The following is a 19,716-nucleotide window of genomic DNA, read 5'->3' as shown; positions in this document are numbered from 1 at the left end:
AAATATCTCGGTGGGAATTTAGGGGATTTGGAAAATTTTGCAAAGGTCTCAGGCTGCTTTGTATTTTCCTATTTCCGTTTTTCCATCGCCATACGCGACATTTTCAAAACGGTTTTGCGCGGTAGAAGCGGTATTACCCAATCTGAGGCAAATTTCAATTTGGCTTCGTTAAATGCAACCAACTCGCCGCGTTGCATTGCCTGATAGCCGTATTCGGCAACGGATTGGGCGGATTTGGCGTTTTTCCACGCATCAACATTCTGTAAATCGCCTGCCTGTACAAATCCCGTGGCAACGGCTCCGGGGCAAAGCACAGTTACGGTGATGCCGAACTCGCGCACTTCCTCGGCAATAGCCTGGCTGAATGACGTTACATAGGCTTTGCTGGCGTAATACACTGCTTGTAAAGGACCGGGCAGAAACGATGCGGTAGAAGACACATTGAGAATTTTCCCCGAACGGCGTTGCACCATGCCTTGTAGGTAGAGATGGGTCAGCTCCGTCAGGCTGGTGATATTGAGCTGAATCATCTGCGTGTCTTTTGCCAAATCACGCTCAAAAAAGCGTCCATGACCGCCAATGCCTGCGTTGTTCATCAAAATATCAACTGTAATGCCCAAACGTTCGGTTTCGGCAAAAATTTCCGTTGCGGCATTCGGCTGCGCCAAGTCCTTCGCAATGACGGCGACTTTAACACCGTATTGATTATGTAATTCATCTGCCAAGGCGTTTAATTTGTCTGCACTTCGCGCCACCAACACCAAATCACCGCCTTGTTTGGCGTGGATTTTTGCCAATTCCAAACCAATACCGTTTGATGCGCCTGTAATCAATGCTGTTTGAGCCATGTTTCTTTTCCTGTTGTGTTAAAAATCAATGGAAGGTATTATCCGGCAAAACAAACTGAATAAAAAGGTAATAACGGGCATATTTATGGCAAAAATCGGAAGTTATGCTGAAATTACACATATCATTCGGACAGAGTTGGAAATCTGTCTGTTCAGCGAATTTTGGCAAAGCCAGCACCCTGATGACGAACAGGCGCGCACCCAGTTAGGCAGCCAACACCGATTTGACCAATATATTTGGCTATGGGTAACCGAGGGCGAATGTCGGCATCTTTTGGATTTTGAACAGATAGTGCAAAAGACAGGAGAATGGCTGCTGATACGTCCCAATCAGGTACACCATTTTTTATCTATGCAGGGCTGGGATGGCTGGGGATTGTCCTTTCCTACCGAACTTCTGCCTACGCATCTGAGCCAAGAATGGCAAAACCTTCCCTATCGCAAAGTAGTCGATGCATCACACGCAGAATTGCTGCTGCCTGCCTTGACGCAACTCAAACGTTGCCGCTATGCCGACTGGCAAAACAACAATGCCCATCCTTTGATTCAAGCACAATTACAGGCTTTTCTCACGCTGTTGATTACGCTCTACGCGCAAAACATGCAGCCTGAAGATAAACAAAACCTGCGTTGGCAACAATTCAACCGATTGTTGGAACAGCATTTTTCTACGCAACACCAAGTCGGTTTTTATGCGGCTCAACTGGCGTGCAGCGAAAAAACGCTGGGTACGCTCTGCCTTGCACAAAGCGGGCTTTCTGCCAAAACCGTCATCACTGACCGCCTGCTGCTGGAAGCCAAACGTTTGTTGATTCATACACCGCAATCCGTCAAACAAATCGCCTTGCAACTGGGTTTTGAGAAAGCCACGCATTTCAACAAATTTTTTAAAAAACAGCAAAACACTACACCCAAAGCGTTTCGGGAAAGTTATTTGGCAGCTTATGGGGCTGGCTGAAATGAAAGGCTACCTGAAAAATAAAAAGCAGCCTGCACCTTTGGAAAACAAAGTGCAGGCTGCTTTTGAAATTTAGCTTTGCCGCTTACCGTTTCATCCGTTTTCAGGCTGCCCAACTTCAACGGTATTGCGCCGTTTTCTCCAGCAAAAACTCAATCACCGCCTGCACCTTTTTCGTCCGCTGGCTGTGTTGCAGATAATAAAGATACAACGGCGGATGCTGCCGCCAATACTTTTGCAGCACGGGCACAAAATCCGCGCGGTCGGGCTGTTGCTGCATATTGTGGGTAAACGCCCGTCCAATACCCAAGCCTTGGCGGGTGGCATCCAATAAGATTTCAGGGTCGTTGCAGATAAGCGGCGTATCCATTTCCACTGCGGTTTCCTGCCCGTTTTGCGCAATCACCAGCGGCTCGATTTTGTTGGACGAGATAAAACGGTAGCCGATGAGTTGATGGGCAGATAAATCCTTGGGCGTTTTCGGCATGCCGTGTTGCGCGGCGTAGCGTTGGCTGACGTACAGCCCTTCCTGCGTGCCGTTCATCAGCTTGCGGACAACCATGCCTTCATCCAAACGGTTGCCGAAGCGAATCCCTAAATCGATACCATCCTCAATCAGGTGCGAAAGCCCGTCATTCAGAGAAATTTCCAGTTGAATTTGCGGATAGCGTTGGTGAAATTCCGCCAAATGCGGGCGCAAAACAAGCTGATACATTACCCGCGCCATGGTAATCCGCACCGTGCCGCTCACCTGCCCGCCAAAATTCCGCACTTCCTCAAAAGCCTGATGTAGCGTTGCCATGGCTTGTTCGGTACGCTCCAAAAGCTGCCTGCCGGCATCGGTGAGCTGGATATTGCGCGTGGTACGGTGAAACAGCGGCACGCCGATTTTCTGCTCCAATAACTTTAATGCTTGGCTCGCCGAAGGTACGGCGATTTCCAATTTGCGCGCTGCCGCCGAAATGCTGCCTTCTTGGGCGATGGTTTGGAAAACGTTGAGCTGGCCGTAGAATGAATTGTCCATTGTTAGATTATGCCTAATAGTGATTTAGTAATTATGCGTCTAATCATAACAAATATATTACGAAACGTTTAGGCAGACAAAAGGTCGTCTGAAGATTTTTCAGACGACCTTTTACTTGGCAATGAACTAAAACTTACCCCTCAATCGCTTGTTCCACCTTACGCTTGGCTTCTTCCAACAGGGCTTGGGATTCTTGGCGCAAGCGGTCGGATTGTCGGATTAAATCGGCGATTTGGGTTTGGATATTTGCATCAACCAAAGGTAAGGGAATGTTCAAAAATTCGTCTTTATTGATAGCCGTCAAAATTGTACCTGAGCAACCTTGTTTTAAAAGCTGCTGTATAGGCTCGGATTTAAACAATATCAGCAAAGTTTCCGAATTAATTTTTTCAGACGACACCACATAAAAGCCAGTTGAACATAACGCCTGATGATGCTGTTCCGATACGATGGCGCAACTGGCAAGCGAGCCTTCAATGCTTGAAACAATCACGTCGTTTTTACTGACTTTCCGTCTTGCCCTGCTTGGCAAATTGCATCCTAAATCCAAGCTTGCCCCTGTAATTTCCCCTAAATTTCCAATATTGGATAATTCAATATATCGGTATGTCTGATTATCTTTAGGCGTGTAATTCGCATCCTTCAATTTACAAGCCGTTCTTATCAGTTCGCAACCGTTCGGATAGGCCTGAATCTTTTTCAGATAGCTTTCATACTTTTCCTGATAAAACTCCGCATCCAGCCTACCCGATGTACCGAAACTGTCGGCAAAGGATTTGATATTGACTGCTTGAGCGGGCGGCTTAAAATCTTTTAAGCCTAAATGCTCTAAAAGCAGGTTTTGGGCTGTTTGGTAAACTCTTTCTGATTCAATAAAGTTATCTCTAGCTTTATCAAAATTAGATTTTATTTCCAACTGAAATCTAATTGGCAAGATAGGGATTAAAATTTCTTTTACTTCTTCAGGATTAATATTTGTCTGGTTAATTGATTGTCTAGCTCTCCGTTTTAAATCCCATATCCCATATTTTGAGTTTAAATAAGCTGTCAAGTATTCAGGAATAATAATATTTTCATCAGGAACAAAACGCACAAGATAAGAAGCAAATATAAAGTCTCTATTTGGCTGTTTGTAGTAAATACCTGTTCGTCCTACCCACTCAAATGAATTTGTTCTATTAAATAAAACATCTCTATTGTTTAATTTAAATTTCAAAATTTCACTGTTTGTTACTTGAGCAAATTTAGATACAGAAAAATCACATAGCATGTTATGAATTTCATTCATCCTATAAATAGGCTGACCTATTCCCTCTTCATTCATCTCAATAGAAATCCCATATTGAGAAACTTTCAAGCATTCACCAATTCTTCGATACGTCAATTGTGGATTTAAAATAGGTTCTTTTATCCAGAAATCCGTATCAAACCGACCATCTTTATTTTCTAAAATACGGCTAAGTTGAACCTCTCTTACTTCCAGCCCCTCCAACAACCGCTGATATTTCGCGGCATCAAAGGGGCTTAGGGCTTTCCCGCAAAAGACAATTTCTCTTTTTTGGCAAATTCCAAAAAGGCTTCGGCAATACCGTCTCCTGTTTTCCCGTCGTGGTTGAACAGGTCGTGTTTGACGATCAAATGCCCGTGGCTATCCAGCACGGGCGTACCGTCTTCATTGCGGACAAAGATTTTGTCGCCGCTGTTGTCTTTGCTGGGTTCTTGCATGGTGGCAAAGAAAATCGGGTAGTCTTCCACTTTCGGGCAAAGGGTGTCATGCCATTTTTGCACGAATAAAACGCTGGTTTTGGTGCCGGTATGTGGTTTAAATACGTTCCCATGTAAACCAACCACAGCAAGGATGCGGCAACGTTTTGCGATAAATTCTCGGATGGCTTTGTCGGAACTGTTGTTGAAACGCCCTTGTGGCAACACGATTGCCATGCGTCCGCCGTCTTTTAAGAAATCCAGGTTGCGTTCGATAAAGAGAATATCGCGCCCAACTTTGGTTTGGGCTTTGCCGTTGGGCTTTTTCCCCAGTTCGTATTTCGCCAAAATACGGCTTTCTTTGATGTCGCCTGCAAACGGTGGATTCGCCATCAGGATGTCGAAACCGAAATCGCGGTTGCTGTCTTTTTGCTTTCTGAGTTTGCGCAAACCTTTCCAACCGTTGCCGTAAGTATCGAGCCAGTTTTCATCTTTGGTTTTTTCATCCCAGCGTTCCCAATCCAGCGTGTTTAAATGCAAGACGTTGGTTTGCCCGTCGCCTGCAATCAAGTTCAGTGTGCGGGCAACACGCACTGCTCTTTCATCAAAATCGATAGCAAAAACTTTCTTGGTAACGTAATCGGTGCATTCGGCAGGCTTTTCTTCGCTGGTAAACAAATGGCTTTTTTCCAAGCCTTGCGCTTTTAAAATCTGTTCCCAAACGTGGAAGATTGTGTGGACGGGAAAGCCGCAACTGCCGGCTGCTGTATCAATAATGGTTTCATCAGCAGTCGGATTGAGCATTTTTACGCACATATCAATCACATAGCGCGGCGTAAAATATTGTCCTTTTTCACCTTTGCTGGATTTGTTAATCAGGTATTCGAAAGCTTCATCCACCACATCCAAATTGGAGTTGAACAGCTTCACGTCTTGCAGTGAAGAAACGCAGACGGACAAATGCGAAGGGGTAAGCTGGATTTTGCTGTCTTCGGAAAATACGCCTTCCCATTTTTCACGAGCTTTTTCAAACAGACCTTGGATTTTGTTTTTCAATTCGATTTCAGTATCGCCGCTGTTGCGGAATGCCAAGTAGCGTTTTTTGTTCCGTCCGCTTTCCATTTCGTCATAGAGCTTGGTAAAGATCAGCTTGAAGAGTTCTTCAAATACATCCACGCCGGCATTTGCCAAGACTTCGTCTTCCATTTCTAAAATCAAATCTTTCAATGACTTGCGTTCGTTGACGAGCTTATCTTTTCGGATTAAGTCATCGATGGTGTATTTTTCATTCAATACGTCAGACAGTTTTTCCGATACTCTTGGCAATGCGGGAATATCTTCAAAATAATTTGGGTCTTTGCGGTGATAAAAAGAAATGGAATCGCCGTTCGTCCATACACCGATTGGTGCGCCCGTGGCGTTGCAATAGGATTTGAGCTGTTCTTTACCGTCTTTAAGTTTAGGCTTTTTGAGTTCGACAATGATATAGGCAGCATTCGGATTATCTTTGTCAAATACAACAATATCTGCCCGTTTACTGTCGTCCCGACCAAAAGTAACACCGTACTCCAACTGAATGCGTTCGGCAGGGTAGCCATAGTCATCCATCAAAATCATTAGATACAGTTGGCGGACAACTTCTTCGGGTGTTAATTTGATTTCTTTATTACGGATACGGCAGGTCAAATAATAGTGGGTTTTGCCTTTGACAACTTTTTCGCTGATTTGAGATTCAAGTTTGGCAACTTGGTTGGTGCTGAATTGGGAAAGTTTGTAGTTGGAATCTTTTAAGATTGCACTTAGGCTAATTGGTTGGTTGGTTGGTTGGTTGGCCATGATGTTGTCCTTCTGAAATAAGGCAATAAAATTTGCGTATTTTAACTATTCTGCCGTCTCTTGACTATCAATGTCAGTGATTAGTTACCTATAGGATGAATCATCAATTATTAGATTTTACCTAAAAGTAATTTAGTAATTATGCGTCTAATCATAAAAAACATCCTGCGTATAATACCCCCCATCAGCAAGCGATAAGGCTTAAAAACACTTTTCCGTTAAACCCCTATAAGGAAACCGAACATGAAAAACATCCTGATTATTTCCGGACACCCCGATTTGCAACATTCCCTGGCCAATGCCGAAATTTTGGCGGAAGTGGAAAAATCCCTGCCACAAGCCGAAATCCGCAAACTGGACGCGCTGTATCCGAACCGTCGGTTTGATATTGCCGCCGAACAAGATGCGCTGCTGAAAGCCGATGTGATTGTGCTGCAATTCCCGTTTTCATGGTATTCGGTGCCGGGTTTGATGAAGTTGTGGATTGACGAAGTATTCGTACACGGTTTTGCGCACGGCTCGACCGCGAAACTGGGTGGCAAAAAGCTCATCGTGTCATTTAGTACCGGCGCGCCCGCCGCGTTGTATCAAAAAGACGGCTTCTTCAAACACTCGGTGGAAGACTATCTGCCGCAGTTTGAAACCTTCGCTGCCTTGTGTGGGCTGGATTATCAACAACCCGTGTACACCTGCGGTATCGGCTACACCGACCGCGATAACGAAGAAGCCGTCAATGCCCAAAAACAACAGGCGCGCGAACACGCGGCGCGTTTGGTGGCTCAAATCAAAGCTGCTGCGGCTTAATCGTCAAAGGTCGTCTGAAAACGGCGGGCAGGAACGTCCGCCCAACAAATCCATTCAATATTGAGGAAAAATTATGTACATCATCGACATTGCTGTAAACGAAGACATTACACCAGAACAACACGAGGAACTATTTCCAAAACATGCAGCATGGTTTGCCAAATACCATCAGACAGGCAATTTCTTGATTGTCGGCCCGTTCACCGACCGCGAGCGTGCTGGCGTAATTATCGCCCAAACGGAAAATCGCGCGGAATTAGACCGCATTTTGTCTGAAGATTCCTATTATCCGAATTTGGCAAATTACGCCATTCACGAATTCACGCCAAAATGGTGGCAACGAATATCGAACAGTTCAAAGCCTGAATAAAAAAACGATGAAAAAACAGACCGCACTTTTTGGGGTAATCATGGCATTGAACGCGCAGGCTGCGCCCTTGATGAATTTTTTTGAATTGGGTGTGGCACAAGGTAAAACGGCGAAATACGACCAAGTCGCCGAGCATAATATCGGCACGTCCATCGCCAATGAAAAAGGCACGCTGGCCATGTATTCCGTGAAACAGCAAGACAATCCTGAAATGGCGTATATGGTGGAAATCTACGCCGATGGCGCAGCTTATCAAATCCACCGCAATTCGCCGCAATATCAGGCGTTTGTCAAAGTATCGCCTGAGATTTTGACCAATCACAAAAAACGTATGGCGTTGGTACCGCAATTCTTGGGCGATAAAAAGGTAAAACAGACCGCCGCAACGCAAGCCCGTTTGGTCAGCGTTACCGTCAAACCTGAACACAACGCCGCATTCAGCAAAATCGTCCGCGCGGAAGTGGCGCAATCACTGCAAGCGGAACATGGAGTGTTGGTAATGTATGCCGCCACCCGACAAGACGTGCCGAACCAATGGATATTTTTTGAAATCTACGCCGACGAAGCCGCCTATCAGGCGCACCGCGAAACGCCGCATTTCAAAGATTATCTGCAACAGGCCGCCGATATGGTTGCTGACAAGCAATTCACCGCTGTTCAGACGACCTATTTGGGCAATCAAGGCCAATTACACTTTATCCGTTAATTAAGGAGAATATTATGCAAAACGTAGCAAACAAAGTTGTCATTATCACCGGCGCATCCAGCGGGCTGGGTGCGGAAACCGCCCGCCATTTGGTGCAGGCAGGCGCAAAAGTCATCTTGGGCGCGCGCCGTTTAGACCGCCTGCACGTCCTTGCTGACGAATTGGGTATCTCGCACGACCACTGCGTGCAAACGGATGTCACTAAATTAGGCGAAGTTCAAGCCTTGGCACAACGCGCGTTGGATTTATACAGCCGCATCGACGTATTGCTCAACAACGCGGGTGTCATGCCACTTTCCTTATTGGAGGAATTGAAAGTGGATGAATGGAATCAAATGATCGATATCAATATCAAGGGCGTCTTACATGGCATTGCAGCCGTTTTACCGACCATGAAAACACAAAAGAGCGGTCAGATCATCAATGTTTCTTCCGTAGCCGGACACGTTTGGGGGCCATTATGTGCTGTTTATTCTGCGACCAAAACCGCGGTACGCGCCATTTCTGAAAGCCTGCGCAAGGAAGTTAAACCTTACAACTTGCGTACTACTATTCTCTGCCCGGGTGCAGTTGAAAGCGAATTAAAGCATGGCAGCAGCTCTGAAATGGCTAGCGGCGCAATGGAAAACTTCTATGCTCACAATGAGATTCCCGCTTCCAGCTTTGCCCGCACCGTCCTGTTCGCAATCAGTCAACCTGAGGAAGTGGATATAAACGAAATCATCTTCCGGCCTACTCGCCAGGAAGTTTGACGGTTGTTTGAAAAGTGGAAAGGTCGTCTGAAATTAAAGTTTCAGACGACCTTTGTACTTTGAGGGTATCGACAATAAAAGCGCGGCCAAATTTCAAAGCATTTTGTAAATGGCTTTCAAAGTCTGACGGATTGCTTTCATCCAATACGGATACCCAATCTATCCTCAAACCTCGGCGGTTTGTATCAAGCAATATTGTTGGGTTGTTTATATAACTCAAAATGGAATATCGTCGTCGATGTCCTCGACAGGGGCTGCCGGTGCGGCGGGAGCTTGGCGGCGGGGGGCGGCAGGGGGTTCTTGGTTTTGCGGGGCGGCTTGGTATTGTTGCTGCGGCGCTTGTTGTTGGTAGCCGCCTTGGCTGTAACCGCCGTCGTCGTAAGGTGCGCCGCCGCTGTTGTCGTTGCGGCCGCCGAGCATTTTCATTTCATTGGCGATAATGTCGTATGCGGTGCGTTCGATGCCGTCTTTGCCTTGGTATTTACGGCTTTGGATGCGGCCTTCCAGATATACTTGGCTGCCTTTTTTCAGGTATTGTCCGGCAATTTCGGCGAGGCGGCGGTACATGGTGATGTTGTGCCACTCGGTGCGTTCTACGCGCTGGCCGTTGCGGTCGTTCCATGTTTCGCTGGTGGCGACGCTGAAATTGCAGACGGCTTCGCCGTTGGGCATATAGCGGACTTCGGGGTCGCGACCGAGACGGCCGATAAGGATGACTTTGTTCAATGACATTTTTTAAACTCCTGTGATGATGTTTTCGGCGGCCTCTTGGTCAAATCCTTTTTGCAACGCCTTGATGTAAATGGTTTGTTTGTCTGCGCTGAAGGTAATGCTTTCAACGCCTTCGACTTGGGATAATGCTTGGTAGAGCGAATCGTGTTTTTCCTGCCATGCGGGGCTGACGGGATAGCTGAGGTTTTTGACGGGTTTGGGCGCGGGCGCGAGTACGGCGATGACCAGCCATAGCAACATCAACACGCTGCAAAAGGTGAAAACACCTGCAAAGCCGTATTGTTGAAACAGCCATCCGCCGCTTGCGCCGCCCACAAACAGCCCGACGGACTGCATGGTATTGTAAACGCCCATTGCCGTGCCTTTCAAATCGGCCGGTGCAATCTTAGACACCATGGACGGCAGGCTGGCTTCCAATACGTTGAAGCCGATAAAGTAAACAACCAGATAGGCGGTAATCAGCCAAATCGAGTGCATGCCGAACAATAAGCCGATTTGCGCCGCGGCAATGCAGGCGATGCCGAGGATGAAGACTTGCTTGAGCTTGTTGCGGGTTTCGCCGATGATGATGAGGGGGATCATAATCACCAGCCCTGCGATGGTCGAGGGCAGATAGACTTTCCAATGCTGGATTTTTTCCAAACCGAGCTGCGTCATGGCAAAAGGCAGGGCGGTGAACAACGCCATTTGTGCGGCGTGCAGCGCGAAAATGCCGAAATCCAAGTTGAGAAGCTGGCGGTCTCGGAGGACTTCGCCCATGCGAGAGGGCTGCGCCTGTGTGTCTTCGTGCAGCTTTGATACTTCGGGATCAGGAGTCATCCAAGCGACAACGCCTATGCTGATGACGGTCAGGATGCCGGTCAGCATAAACAATCCGGGTACGCCGATAATATCGGCAATCATCGGGGCAACCACCAGGCTGACGGAAAAGGTCAAACCTATGCTTAAGCCTATCATCGCCATTGCGCGGGTACGCACACCGTCCCGGGTCAAGTCGGCAAGCAGCGCGGTTACTGCGGCGCTGACTGCGCCCGCCCCTTGAATGGCGCGCGCGGCAACCAGCATGGGCAATGAGTTGGCGGCAGCGGCAAGAAAACTACCGGCGGCAAAGACAATCAGTCCGACATAAATGGTTTTTTTGCGTCCGAACTTATCGGAAGCGATGCCCAAAGGCAGTTGCAGCAAAGCCTGTGTCAGTCCGTAGATGCCCATTGCCAGACCGACCAAGGTTTTGTTGTTTTCCGCGCCGGGCAATGAGGCGGCATATAAGGACAAAACGGGGAGAACCAAAAACATCCCCAACATACGCAGTGCGTAAACGCCGGAGAGGGTGGTGCTGGCACGCCATTCGTGCGGGAACATTTGGATGCGGGTGTCTTTTGCCATAAACGGTTTTTCAGACGACCCGGTAGGATTTTGAGGTCGTCTGAAATTTTAAAATTATCAGATGTGCGGATTATACAGGATTCAAAAGGGTTTGCATTTGCACGGACCGCAGCCGTTTATACACTGCGGTCAGCCCCATTGCCAGCGGTTGCGCCATGCGCCTAAGACGGCGTTGGGGTATTTGTTGCTGCCCAGGCTGCCGTTGAAGCGCGCCAAGGCGCGGACGATGTTGCCTTTTTCGATATTGTTGTAGTGGCGCAGGATGGTGCAGCCGTAGCGCAGGTTGGTGCGGATGTCGAACAGGTTGTGCGAAGGTTTGCCGATATAGTTTTTCCAAAACGGCATGACCTGCATCAGCCCGCGCGCGCCGACGCCGCTGATGGCGTATTGGCGGAACGCGCTCTCGACTTCGATCAAACCCAAAATCACTTGGGTATTCAACCCTGCGCGGCTGCTTTCGTATTGGATGTTGACCAGCAGGCGGCGGCGTTCGGCAGCGTCGGGAACGTAGCGGGCAAGGCGGGAGGACATCGCCGCCAGCCAGCGTTCGCCTTCGTTTGGATCGGCGAACACGAGGCGCGGCGGGTTGACATTGTTGATAGAGCTGCGCATGACCGAAGCGACATCGTCGGCAAGCGTTTCTTCGCGTTGCGCGCCGGCGAGTGCGGCTGCAGGGCTGAGCAGCAATGCGCCCCCTGCCAGTAAGAAGCGGCGGCGGGACGGGGATTCGGGCGTGAGGATAAGGTTTTCCGTTTTCATGTGTACTGTCATTCGTTTACTCGGTTTAAAGGTCGTCTGAAAAACCTATTTTCGTTTTCAGACGACCTTTTGACGTTTGCAAAACGGATATTATAAGAATATCTCCGTGCGGAATCAAAGGTGGCGTGTATCATTGATGAGCAGATTGACTTGAAACAGACAATGAGTGATACATCAACGCAGTGCAATATTGCGGCGGTTTAAAGTTGATCTGCGATATTGTCAATCAACGGCGGGACAGAGTAACATTAGACCTTCGTTTATCCACCGGTATTTTTTCATGACCACTACGCCCACCAACGTCCTGGCATCCGTCGATTTAGGTTCCAACAGCTTCCGCCTCCAAGTTTGCGAAAACAACAACGGACAACTAAAAGTCATTGATTCCTTCAAACAAATGGTGCGTTTTGCCGCCGGTTTGGACGAACATAAGAACCTCAGCGAAGAATCCCAAGAACGCGCCTTGGACTGTTTGGCTAAATTCGGCGAACGGCTGCGCGGGTTCAAGCCCGAACAAGTGCGCGTTGTGGCGACCAATACCTTCCGCGTAGCAAAAAATATCGCCCAATTCCTACCCAAAGCCGAAGCCGCACTGGGCTTCCCCATCGAAATCATCGCAGGTCGAGAGGAAGCCCGTCTCATTTACACCGGCGTCGTCCACACCCTGCCGCCCAACGGCGACAAGATGCTCGTCATCGACATCGGCGGCGGCTCGACTGAATTCGTCATCGGCTCCGACCTCCAGCCGCTCGCCACCGAAAGCCTGCCCCTAGGCTGCGTCACTTACAGCCTGCGTTTTTTCCAAAACAAAATCACCGCCAAAGATTTCCAAGCCGCCATCTCCGCCGCACGCAACGAAATCCAGCGCATCAGCAAACTCATGAAGCGTACAGGTTGGGATTTCGCCATCGGCACCTCCGGCTCCGCCAAATCCATCCGCGACCTCATCGCCGCCGAGCTGCCCCAAGAAGCCGACATCACCTACAAAGGCATGCGCTACCTCGCCGACCGTATTATTGAAGCCGGTTCCGTCAAAAAAGCCAAATTCGAAAGCCTCAAGCCAGAACGTGTAGAAGTGTTCGCCGGCGGACTGGCCGTCATGATGGCAGCGTTTGAAGAACTCGAACTCACCAAAATGACCGTTACCGAAGCCGCCTTGCGCGACGGCGTGTTCTACGACCTGATCGGACGCGGTTTGAACGAAGACATGCGCGATCAGACGACCGCCGAGTTCCAAAACCGCTACCATGTCAGCCTCAACCAAGCCAAACGCGTCGCCGAAACCGCGCAAGCCTTTATGGACAGCCTGTGCCACGCTAAAAACGTAACCGTCCAAGACCTTGCCCAATGGCAACAATACCTCGGCTGGGCAGGCAGACTGCACGAAATTGGGCTCGACATCGCCCACACAGGCTACCATAAACACTCCGCCTACATCCTCGAAAACGCCGATATGCCCGGTTTCTCCCGCAAAGAGCAAACCATACTCGCGCAACTGGTCATCGGACACCGCGGCGACATGAAAAAAATGGCGGACATCGTCGGCAGCAGCGAAATGCTTTGGTACGCCGTCCTTTCCCTGCGCCTCGCCGCACTTTTCTGCCGCGCCCGCCTGCCTTTGGATCTGCCGCCGCAAACCCAACTGCGCGCCGACGAAACCGGCAAAGGCTTCATCCTGCGTATCAGCCAAAACTGGCTCGAACAACACCCCCTAATCGCCGCCGCGCTTGACTACGAAAGCGCGCAATGGCAAAAAATCGATATGCCTTTCAACGTGCAGCCTCAATAGGGCTGAAAATAGTAAAAAGGTCGTCTGAAAATCCGTTTCAGCATTCTCTATGAACGTTGAAACAGGTTTTCAGACGACCTTTTGTATATTTAGTATTCGGGCATTTACAAGGCCTGCTGTTCGGCAAGCCTTGACTCATCTGCGGGCCGTTATGACCTTTCGCCCAAAATCATCGAGCCTATGCCCGCATCGGTGAAGATTTCCAGTAAAAGCGCGTTGGGCAGGCGGCCGTCGATGATGTGGGTGGCTTTGACGCCGTTGCTTGCCGCTTCGACGGCGGAGCTGATTTTGGGCAACATACCGCCGTAGAGCGTGCCGTCTGCGATTAATTCGCCGATACGGCTTGGCGTGAGGTTGGTCAGCAGGTTGCCTTCTTTGTCCATCACACCGGCGATATTGGTCATCATCAGCAGTTTTTCCGCGTTCAACTCTTCCGCCAGTTTGCCTGCGACCAAGTCCGCGTTGATGTTGAACGCTTCGCCTTTCTCGCCGACGCCGATGGGCGCGACGACGGGGATGCAGCCGCGTTCGATCAATCCTTCAATCAGGCGTACGTCTATGCTTTCGACCGTACCGACTTGTCCGATGTCCACGCCTGCCCGTTCGGGCGTATCGACCAGCAGTTTTTTCGCTTTGATGAAATGGTTGTCGCGTCCGGTGACGCCGACCGCGCGTCCGCCCTGCAAATTAATCAGTGAGACGATTTCTTTATTCACATGACCGCCCAACACCATTTCGACGATGTCCATCGTTTCGCCGTCGGTCACGCGCATACCTTGCACAAATTCGCCTTTTTTACCGATTTTTTCCAACATTTCATTAATTTGCGGGCCGCCGCCGTGGACGATGACGGGGTGGATGCCCACCAGTTTGAGCAAAACGACATCGCGGGCGAAGCCTTCTTTCAAAGCAGGCTCGGTCATGGCGTTACCGCCGTATTTGATGACGATGACGGAGCCGGAAAAACGGCGGATATACGGCAGGGCTTCGGCTAAAATACGCGCTTTGTCGGCTGCTGAAATGGGGTGGGATTCGCTCATAATCGTGTCTCATTATTAACAATTTAATCATTATAGCGGATTACCTTTGAATCAGTAAAAATCAGCTTTGCAACTATTTGCCGCTTTGCCGTCTTGTCCCGATTTAAAGTGAATCTGCCCTATCTTAACGTCAAAGGTCGTCTGAAACAACATTCCGCAGCCCTTATCGGTTGAGGATGCGCCCGTCGGAATGGTAGAATCAACGGATTCGGGTATATCCGTTTGCCGTCGCCGACGGATACGGTATCGCCCACACATTTTCTCAAACAACGGTTATCCGGTTTACCCGATATACCGAGGACTTTCCCATGATTAAAATCAGCACTCAATTTGACGCCGGCTCCGTCGTCGTCAAAGACCTGACCGATCCCGCCAATATCCGCTTGGAGCTGCGTCCGGACAACGCTTCCGATTTCGCCCAATGGTTTTATTTCCGCCTGCAAGGTGCGGCGTATCAGAATTGCGTGATGCACTTTGAAAACGCGGCGGATTCGGCTTATCCCAAAGGCTGGGAAGATTATCAGGCGTGCGCCTCTTACGACCGCCAAAATTGGTTCCGCGTCCCGACCGAATACGAAAACGGCGTGTTGACCATCAACCATACGCCGCTCTCCAACAGCGTTTACTACGCCTATTTCGAACCCTATTCCCACGAGCAGCATTTAAACCTCTTGGGCGACGCGCAAGGCAGCGGGCTTTGCCGCATCGACGACTTGGGCAGTACCGTGCAAGGCCGCGACATCAACCTGCTGACCATCGGCAACCAAGTTGAAAGCGACATGAAAATCTGGATTATCGCCCGCCAGCATCCGGGCGAAACGATGGCGGAATGGTTTATCGAAGGCTTGCTCGGCCGCCTGCTCGATCCGCAAGACCCGACCGCACGCATCTTGCTCGACCGCGCCACTTTCTATATCGTACCGAACATGAACCCCGACGGCTCGGTACTGGGCAATCTGCGCACCAATGCCGCCGGTGCAAACCTCAACCGCGAATGGGAAAGCCCGGCTTTGGAAAAAAGCCCCGAAGTCTTCCTCGTGCGCGAAAAAATGCTGGAAACCGGCGTGGATTTGTTCTTGGACATTCATGGCGACGAAGCATTGCCGTTTGTCTTTGTCGCCGGTACGGAAGGCGTGCCAAACTATAATCCGCGCATCGCCGCACTGGAAACGCAGTTCAAAACCGCCCTGCTCTCCGCCAGCCCCGACTTCCAAGACGAATACGGCTATGAAAAAGACGCACCCGGTCAGGCAAACATGACGCTCGCGACCAACTGGGTGGGCAACCGTTTCGACTGCCTCGCCTATACGCTGGAAATGCCGTTTAAAGACAACGCCAACCTGCCCGACGACGACTTCGGCTGGAACGGTCAACGCTCCCTGCGCTTGGGCGAAGCCATGTTGTCGGCTGTCTTGAACGTTGTCGATGATTTACGATAATTATTTCTCCCCATCACGCAAAAGGTCGTCTGAAAATTCAAATCGGGATTTTCAGACGACCTTTGTCGGGCTAAAAACACATAAACCGCCCTTCCAATAAGGAACACACATCATGATGATACATCCGCAGTTTGACCCCATTGCAATCAGTATCGGACCAGTCGCCATCCGCTGGTATGCCCTCAGCTATATCGTCGGTTTTATGCTTTTCCTATGGCTGGGACGTCGCCGCATCAAACAAGGCAACACTGTCTTTACCCAAGAAATGCTCGACGACTTCCTGACTTGGGGTGTGTTGGGCGTCATACTCGGCGGACGACTCGGCTATATCCTGTTTTACAAATTCTCATACTACCTCGAACATCCGCTCGAAATGCTTAAAGTTTGGGAAGGCGGCATGTCGTTCCACGGCGGCTTCTTGGGCGTCGTCATCGCCATGTGGCTGTTCAGCCGCAAACACAAAATCAGCACCTTGAAAACCATGGATTTTGTTGCGCCGCTTGTTCCGCTGGGCTTGGCTTCCGGCCGTATCGGCAACTTCATCAACGGCGAACTCTGGGGCCGCGTTACCGACATCAACGCCCTTTGGGCAATGGGCTTCCCGCAAGCGCGCGCAGAAGACCTCAACGCCGCCGTACGCAACCCGCTTTGGGCGGAATGGATGCAGCAATACCACGTACTGCCACGCCACCCTTCGCAACTCTACCAATTCGCGCTGGAAGGCATCTGCCTTTTCATCGTCGTATGGATTTTTTCCAAAAAACCGCGTCCGACCGGACAAGTCGCCTCCCTCTTCCTCGGCGGCTACGGCTTCTTCCGCTTCATTGCCGAATACGCCCGCCAGCCCGACGACTATCTCGGTCTGCTCACCTTGGGCTTGTCGATGGGACAATGGTTGAGCGTTCCGATGATTGTTTTGGGCGCGATCGGTTTCGTCTGGTTCGGTAAGAAAAACCGCCTGAACTGATGCCCAAAGGTCGTCTGAAAACCCAAACGGGACGCGATATAGTGGATTAACTTTAAACCAGTACGGCGTTGCCTCGCCTTGCCGTACTATTTGTACTGTCTGCGGCTTCGTCACCTTGTCCTGATTTAAATTTAATCCACTATAACAAGCGTCCCGTCATCATATCAGCCGCACATCAACCATCCTAAACCGGCACGATTTGCGATTCATCAAACCGAATCGCAAAAAATCTTAAATCCGACTTGGTTTATCCGCCGCCCGATGGTATCTTGGCACACCTTTCCACCCTTTTTTAAAGAGAGCCTAAAATGTCAGAAGAAAACAAAATCAAAGTCAACGACCTGCCCGAAGACAAAAAAGAACAGTCTGAAGAAGTCGAGCTGCCCGTAGTCAACAACGAAGAAAAACGCGGCGGCCACAGCGAAGGCGGTTGCTGCGGCGCATGCGGCGGTTGATTCCGTTTTGAAAAACAAAGGTCGTCTGAAAACCTGAAACATGGTTTTCAGACGACCTTTTTATCGGACAAGGGATGATGACGATAAGGGAGTCCCATCCAAACCCGTCATACTTTCAAATAAGGATTACGAACGAGCCAGTAAATGTTTGCTCATTTGAGGGCCATTGTTGTCTTCAAATTTAATCAGGCTTGCTTTGACATGATAGCCCAATACCTTCGCAATAATTCCGCTCGTGGACTTTCTCAGTATGCGGTTGTAGCGTTCTGCGGAGCAGTTGTAAGCACGGCGCGTGGAAACAACGTCGTTTTCAGCTGCATCCAGCATTTCAAGCTGGCTTTTCAACCCTTCGTCAGGTCGTTGTTTTAATTTTTTTTCCAAAGCTTCCTGCAGGCTTCGGAGCAATTTGTTCAATTCCGCTTCCGCCTTGCACAGGCGGGAAAACGATTCCGGAGAAAAAGATTTGGATGCCTGGCTCAATACCGATTCTGCATCGCCACAAGCGGATAACAAACCTTTATCCATATCGCCACCTTCGCGCCCCAAGTAGATTTTTGACGCATCTAAAACATGCCTGACTGCCTGATGCCTACACGCCAAAGCGATACGCAATGCAACGAAAGATTCTTGGTAATCTTTTTTACAACGGCTGAGTTTTTGCTTGAAATTAATCAGCAGAAAGCCCAATATCACGGCGATGAAAATAAGACTAATGATTCCCATAATGCTCATCCTTGGTTATTTATTGAAGTAATGTGTTGAGTATTTTGCAGATTTTTAAAAAAACAATAGTCAATCTGCAAATTTGATTTAGTTTGATGGCATTATAACCCAAATAGATTTTTTTTGCCCATAAGTCATAAAAAAGGCCGTCCGAATTTTGTTTCAGACGACCTTTTTCATACACCTTATATTTTAATTTCAATAAATTACCTCCCCCTCACATCAATCACCCACACTTCCGACTGCGAACCCAAGCGCAGCGGAATCCCCCAGAAACCGTAGCCGGAAGTGACAAAAAAGTGTCTTCCGCCGATTTCCTCGTAGCCGTAGGCAAGGCGGTAGAGCGTGCGCACAATCAGGTTTGCCGGTGCGATTTGGCCATTGTGGACATGGCCGGAAACTTGAACGTCAATAGGCAGCTTGGCGTGCGCCTCGACTTCGGTCGGGCGGTGGTCCATCAGGAAAACGGGCTGGTCGGTATCGTGGTTTTCCAGCAACTGAGAGACAGACGGACGGTCGTGGTCCACATCGTCGTTGCGGCCGACAAGCAGGAACGCGTCGTGTTGCAACACTTGGTTGCCGAGCACGGTAATGCCCGCCGCTTCGAGGTCATGGCGGATGCGCGCGCTGTCGCCGAACATATCGTGGTTGCCCAAAGTCGCGTAAACGCCCAACGGCGCTTTCAGACGACCCAGATGCGGCTGCATATTCTCTTTGCGGTAGGCATCGACGTTGTCGTCCATCAAATCGCCCGGCAACAGGATTAAATCGACTTTTTCGCGGTTCATGATGTCCACCAGCTTATCCAGTTGCCGCGCGCCGAACAAAATCCCCAAGTGCAGGTCGCTTGCCATGCCGATACGCAGCGGTTTGTCCATTTTCTTATCAATCACGACGGTCTGATGACGGACAACGGGCGTATAGGCGTTGTACATCCCAAAGCCGACCAAGCCGAACACAAACAGCGGCGCAAACAAGCGCAGGCTGCGCGACAGCGACCGGCTGGACACGAATTTGCGCAGCAGCAGGAACAGGACAAACGTCGCCAGTGCCGCATACATCACAAACAGCAGCAACACCATCCAAAACGCCATGATGCGGAACATAAAATGTCCCAATTCCAACAAAAGCCCAGTCAGCAGGCCGTTAGTCACGAAATACGACACCCCCATCAGCCAACGCCTACCCGCCTTGCCGACCACCGGCGCGAACAGCCATTGCAACGAACGCCCCAGCCCGAACGTGAAAAGCTGGAGCAATACAATCATAATCAAAAACATCGTGCCGAACATAAAGCGAACCTGTCGAACATCAAAAAACAAACGGCGGATTCTATCATATCCGCCCTTTCAGACGATGTCGTCTGAAAACCTTAAGTGCTATAATATTGCCCGAAAAACTCCATAAAATCCGAAAGGAAACGC

The 19,716-nt window shown here is 49.6% G+C and carries 19 protein-coding genes and 1 pseudogene; 9 read left to right on the top strand and 11 right to left on the bottom strand.

Annotation, left to right across the window (positions count from 1 at the left end; translation table 11 throughout):
- Positions 1-68: 68 nt before the first annotated feature.
- Positions 69-848 (bottom strand): SDR family oxidoreductase, encoded by a 780-nt coding sequence (locus RSJ68_04765; protein ID WNU98038.1) that lies wholly within the window; start codon positions 846-848, stop codon positions 69-71.
- Between the two features lie 85 nt (positions 849-933).
- Between RSJ68_04765 and RSJ68_04760 the strand changes: the two genes are divergently transcribed.
- Positions 934-1,806: a helix-turn-helix transcriptional regulator gene (locus RSJ68_04760; protein WNU98037.1), complete on the top strand. Its 873-nt coding sequence runs from the start codon at positions 934-936 to the stop codon at positions 1,804-1,806.
- A 118-nt stretch (positions 1,807-1,924) separates the two neighbouring features.
- On the opposite strand, the gene RSJ68_04755 is transcribed toward RSJ68_04760, so the two are convergent.
- The 3 genes from RSJ68_04755 to RSJ68_04745 form a co-directional block, all read right to left on the bottom strand.
- Positions 1,925-2,830, bottom strand: coding sequence for a LysR family transcriptional regulator (locus RSJ68_04755; protein WNU98036.1), 906 nt, complete (start codon positions 2,828-2,830; stop codon positions 1,925-1,927).
- 133 nt (positions 2,831-2,963) lie between these two features.
- Positions 2,964-4,322, bottom strand: coding sequence for a restriction endonuclease subunit S (locus tag RSJ68_04750; protein WNU98035.1), 1,359 nt, complete (start codon positions 4,320-4,322; stop codon positions 2,964-2,966).
- Between the two features lie 32 nt (positions 4,323-4,354).
- Positions 4,355-6,370, bottom strand: coding sequence for an N-6 DNA methylase (locus tag RSJ68_04745; GenBank protein ID WNU98034.1), 2,016 nt, complete (start codon positions 6,368-6,370; stop codon positions 4,355-4,357).
- A 243-nt stretch (positions 6,371-6,613) separates the two neighbouring features.
- Between RSJ68_04745 and RSJ68_04740 the strand changes: the two genes are divergently transcribed.
- From RSJ68_04740 to RSJ68_04725, 4 genes are all read left to right on the top strand, one after another.
- Positions 6,614-7,174, top strand: a complete 561-nt coding sequence (locus RSJ68_04740; GenBank protein WNU98033.1) for an NAD(P)H-dependent oxidoreductase — start codon at positions 6,614-6,616, stop codon at positions 7,172-7,174.
- Positions 7,175-7,247: 73 nt separating this feature from the next.
- Complete coding sequence (locus RSJ68_04735) at positions 7,248-7,544, top strand: YciI family protein (GenBank protein ID WNU98032.1); 297 nt, start codon at positions 7,248-7,250, stop codon at positions 7,542-7,544.
- A 7-nt stretch (positions 7,545-7,551) separates the two neighbouring features.
- The gene (locus tag RSJ68_04730) at positions 7,552-8,250 is read left to right on the top strand and encodes an antibiotic biosynthesis monooxygenase (GenBank protein WNU98031.1); all 699 of its coding nucleotides are present in this window, start codon (positions 7,552-7,554) and stop codon (positions 8,248-8,250) included.
- Positions 8,251-8,264: 14 nt separating this feature from the next.
- On the top strand, positions 8,265-9,002 hold the full coding sequence (locus tag RSJ68_04725; GenBank protein WNU98030.1) for an SDR family oxidoreductase: 738 nt from the start codon (positions 8,265-8,267) through the stop codon (positions 9,000-9,002).
- 216 nt (positions 9,003-9,218) lie between these two features.
- Here RSJ68_04725 and RSJ68_04720 read toward each other — a convergent pair whose 3' ends face one another.
- From RSJ68_04720 to RSJ68_04710, 3 genes are all read right to left on the bottom strand, one after another.
- Positions 9,219-9,734: a single-stranded DNA-binding protein gene (locus RSJ68_04720; GenBank protein WNU98029.1), complete on the bottom strand. Its 516-nt coding sequence runs from the start codon at positions 9,732-9,734 to the stop codon at positions 9,219-9,221.
- Between the two features lie 3 nt (positions 9,735-9,737).
- Entirely contained in the window at positions 9,738-11,120 is a 1,383-nt protein-coding gene (locus RSJ68_04715) for an MFS transporter (protein WNU98028.1), read from the bottom strand.
- A gap of 129 nt (positions 11,121-11,249) precedes the next feature.
- Positions 11,250-11,879 carry a lytic transglycosylase domain-containing protein gene (locus RSJ68_04710; protein ID WNU98346.1) on the bottom strand — a complete coding sequence of 210 codons (630 nt, stop codon included), beginning with the start codon at positions 11,877-11,879 and terminating at the stop codon, positions 11,250-11,252.
- Positions 11,880-12,159: 280 nt separating this feature from the next.
- On the opposite strand from RSJ68_04710, the gene ppx reads away from it, so the two are divergent.
- Complete coding sequence (gene ppx / locus RSJ68_04705; GenBank protein WNU98027.1) at positions 12,160-13,668, top strand: exopolyphosphatase; 1,509 nt, start codon at positions 12,160-12,162, stop codon at positions 13,666-13,668.
- Positions 13,669-13,817: 149 nt separating this feature from the next.
- Here ppx and argB read toward each other — a convergent pair whose 3' ends face one another.
- The gene (argB, locus tag RSJ68_04700; GenBank protein WNU98026.1) at positions 13,818-14,708 is read right to left on the bottom strand and encodes an acetylglutamate kinase; all 891 of its coding nucleotides are present in this window, start codon (positions 14,706-14,708) and stop codon (positions 13,818-13,820) included.
- 308 nt (positions 14,709-15,016) lie between these two features.
- Between argB and RSJ68_04695 the strand changes: the two genes are divergently transcribed.
- Together RSJ68_04695 and lgt are read left to right on the top strand one after the other, a co-directional pair.
- Positions 15,017-16,147 carry a M14-type cytosolic carboxypeptidase gene (locus tag RSJ68_04695; GenBank protein ID WNU98025.1) on the top strand — a complete coding sequence of 377 codons (1,131 nt, stop codon included), beginning with the start codon at positions 15,017-15,019 and terminating at the stop codon, positions 16,145-16,147.
- Between the two features lie 112 nt (positions 16,148-16,259).
- Positions 16,260-17,114, top strand: a complete 855-nt coding sequence (gene lgt / locus RSJ68_04690; GenBank protein WNU98024.1) for a prolipoprotein diacylglyceryl transferase — start codon at positions 16,260-16,262, stop codon at positions 17,112-17,114.
- 30 nt (positions 17,115-17,144) lie between these two features.
- Here the strand turns inward: lgt and RSJ68_04685 are convergent.
- Positions 17,145-17,339 (bottom strand): annotated as a pseudogene (locus RSJ68_04685) (IS5/IS1182 family transposase).
- A gap of 83 nt (positions 17,340-17,422) precedes the next feature.
- Between RSJ68_04685 and RSJ68_04680 the strand changes: the two are divergent.
- Positions 17,423-17,569 carry a hypothetical protein gene (locus tag RSJ68_04680; protein WNU98023.1) on the top strand — a complete coding sequence of 49 codons (147 nt, stop codon included), beginning with the start codon at positions 17,423-17,425 and terminating at the stop codon, positions 17,567-17,569.
- A gap of 126 nt (positions 17,570-17,695) precedes the next feature.
- On the opposite strand, the gene RSJ68_04675 is transcribed toward RSJ68_04680, so the two are convergent.
- On the bottom strand, positions 17,696-18,292 hold the full coding sequence (locus RSJ68_04675; GenBank protein ID WNU98022.1) for a LemA family protein: 597 nt from the start codon (positions 18,290-18,292) through the stop codon (positions 17,696-17,698).
- Positions 18,293-18,498: 206 nt separating this feature from the next.
- Positions 18,499-19,584, bottom strand: a complete 1,086-nt coding sequence (locus tag RSJ68_04670; protein WNU98021.1) for a metallophosphoesterase — start codon at positions 19,582-19,584, stop codon at positions 18,499-18,501.
- Between the last annotated feature and the right edge of the window lie 132 nt (positions 19,585-19,716).

Source organism: Neisseria sp. DTU_2020_1000833_1_SI_GRL_NUU_006, assembly GCA_032388755.1.
In the GTDB taxonomy this organism is placed as follows: Bacteria; Pseudomonadota; Gammaproteobacteria; order Burkholderiales; family Neisseriaceae; genus Neisseria; species Neisseria sicca_C.
The sequence above is the reverse complement of the archived record's forward strand: the minus strand, read 5'-3'. Positions and strand labels throughout refer to the sequence as shown.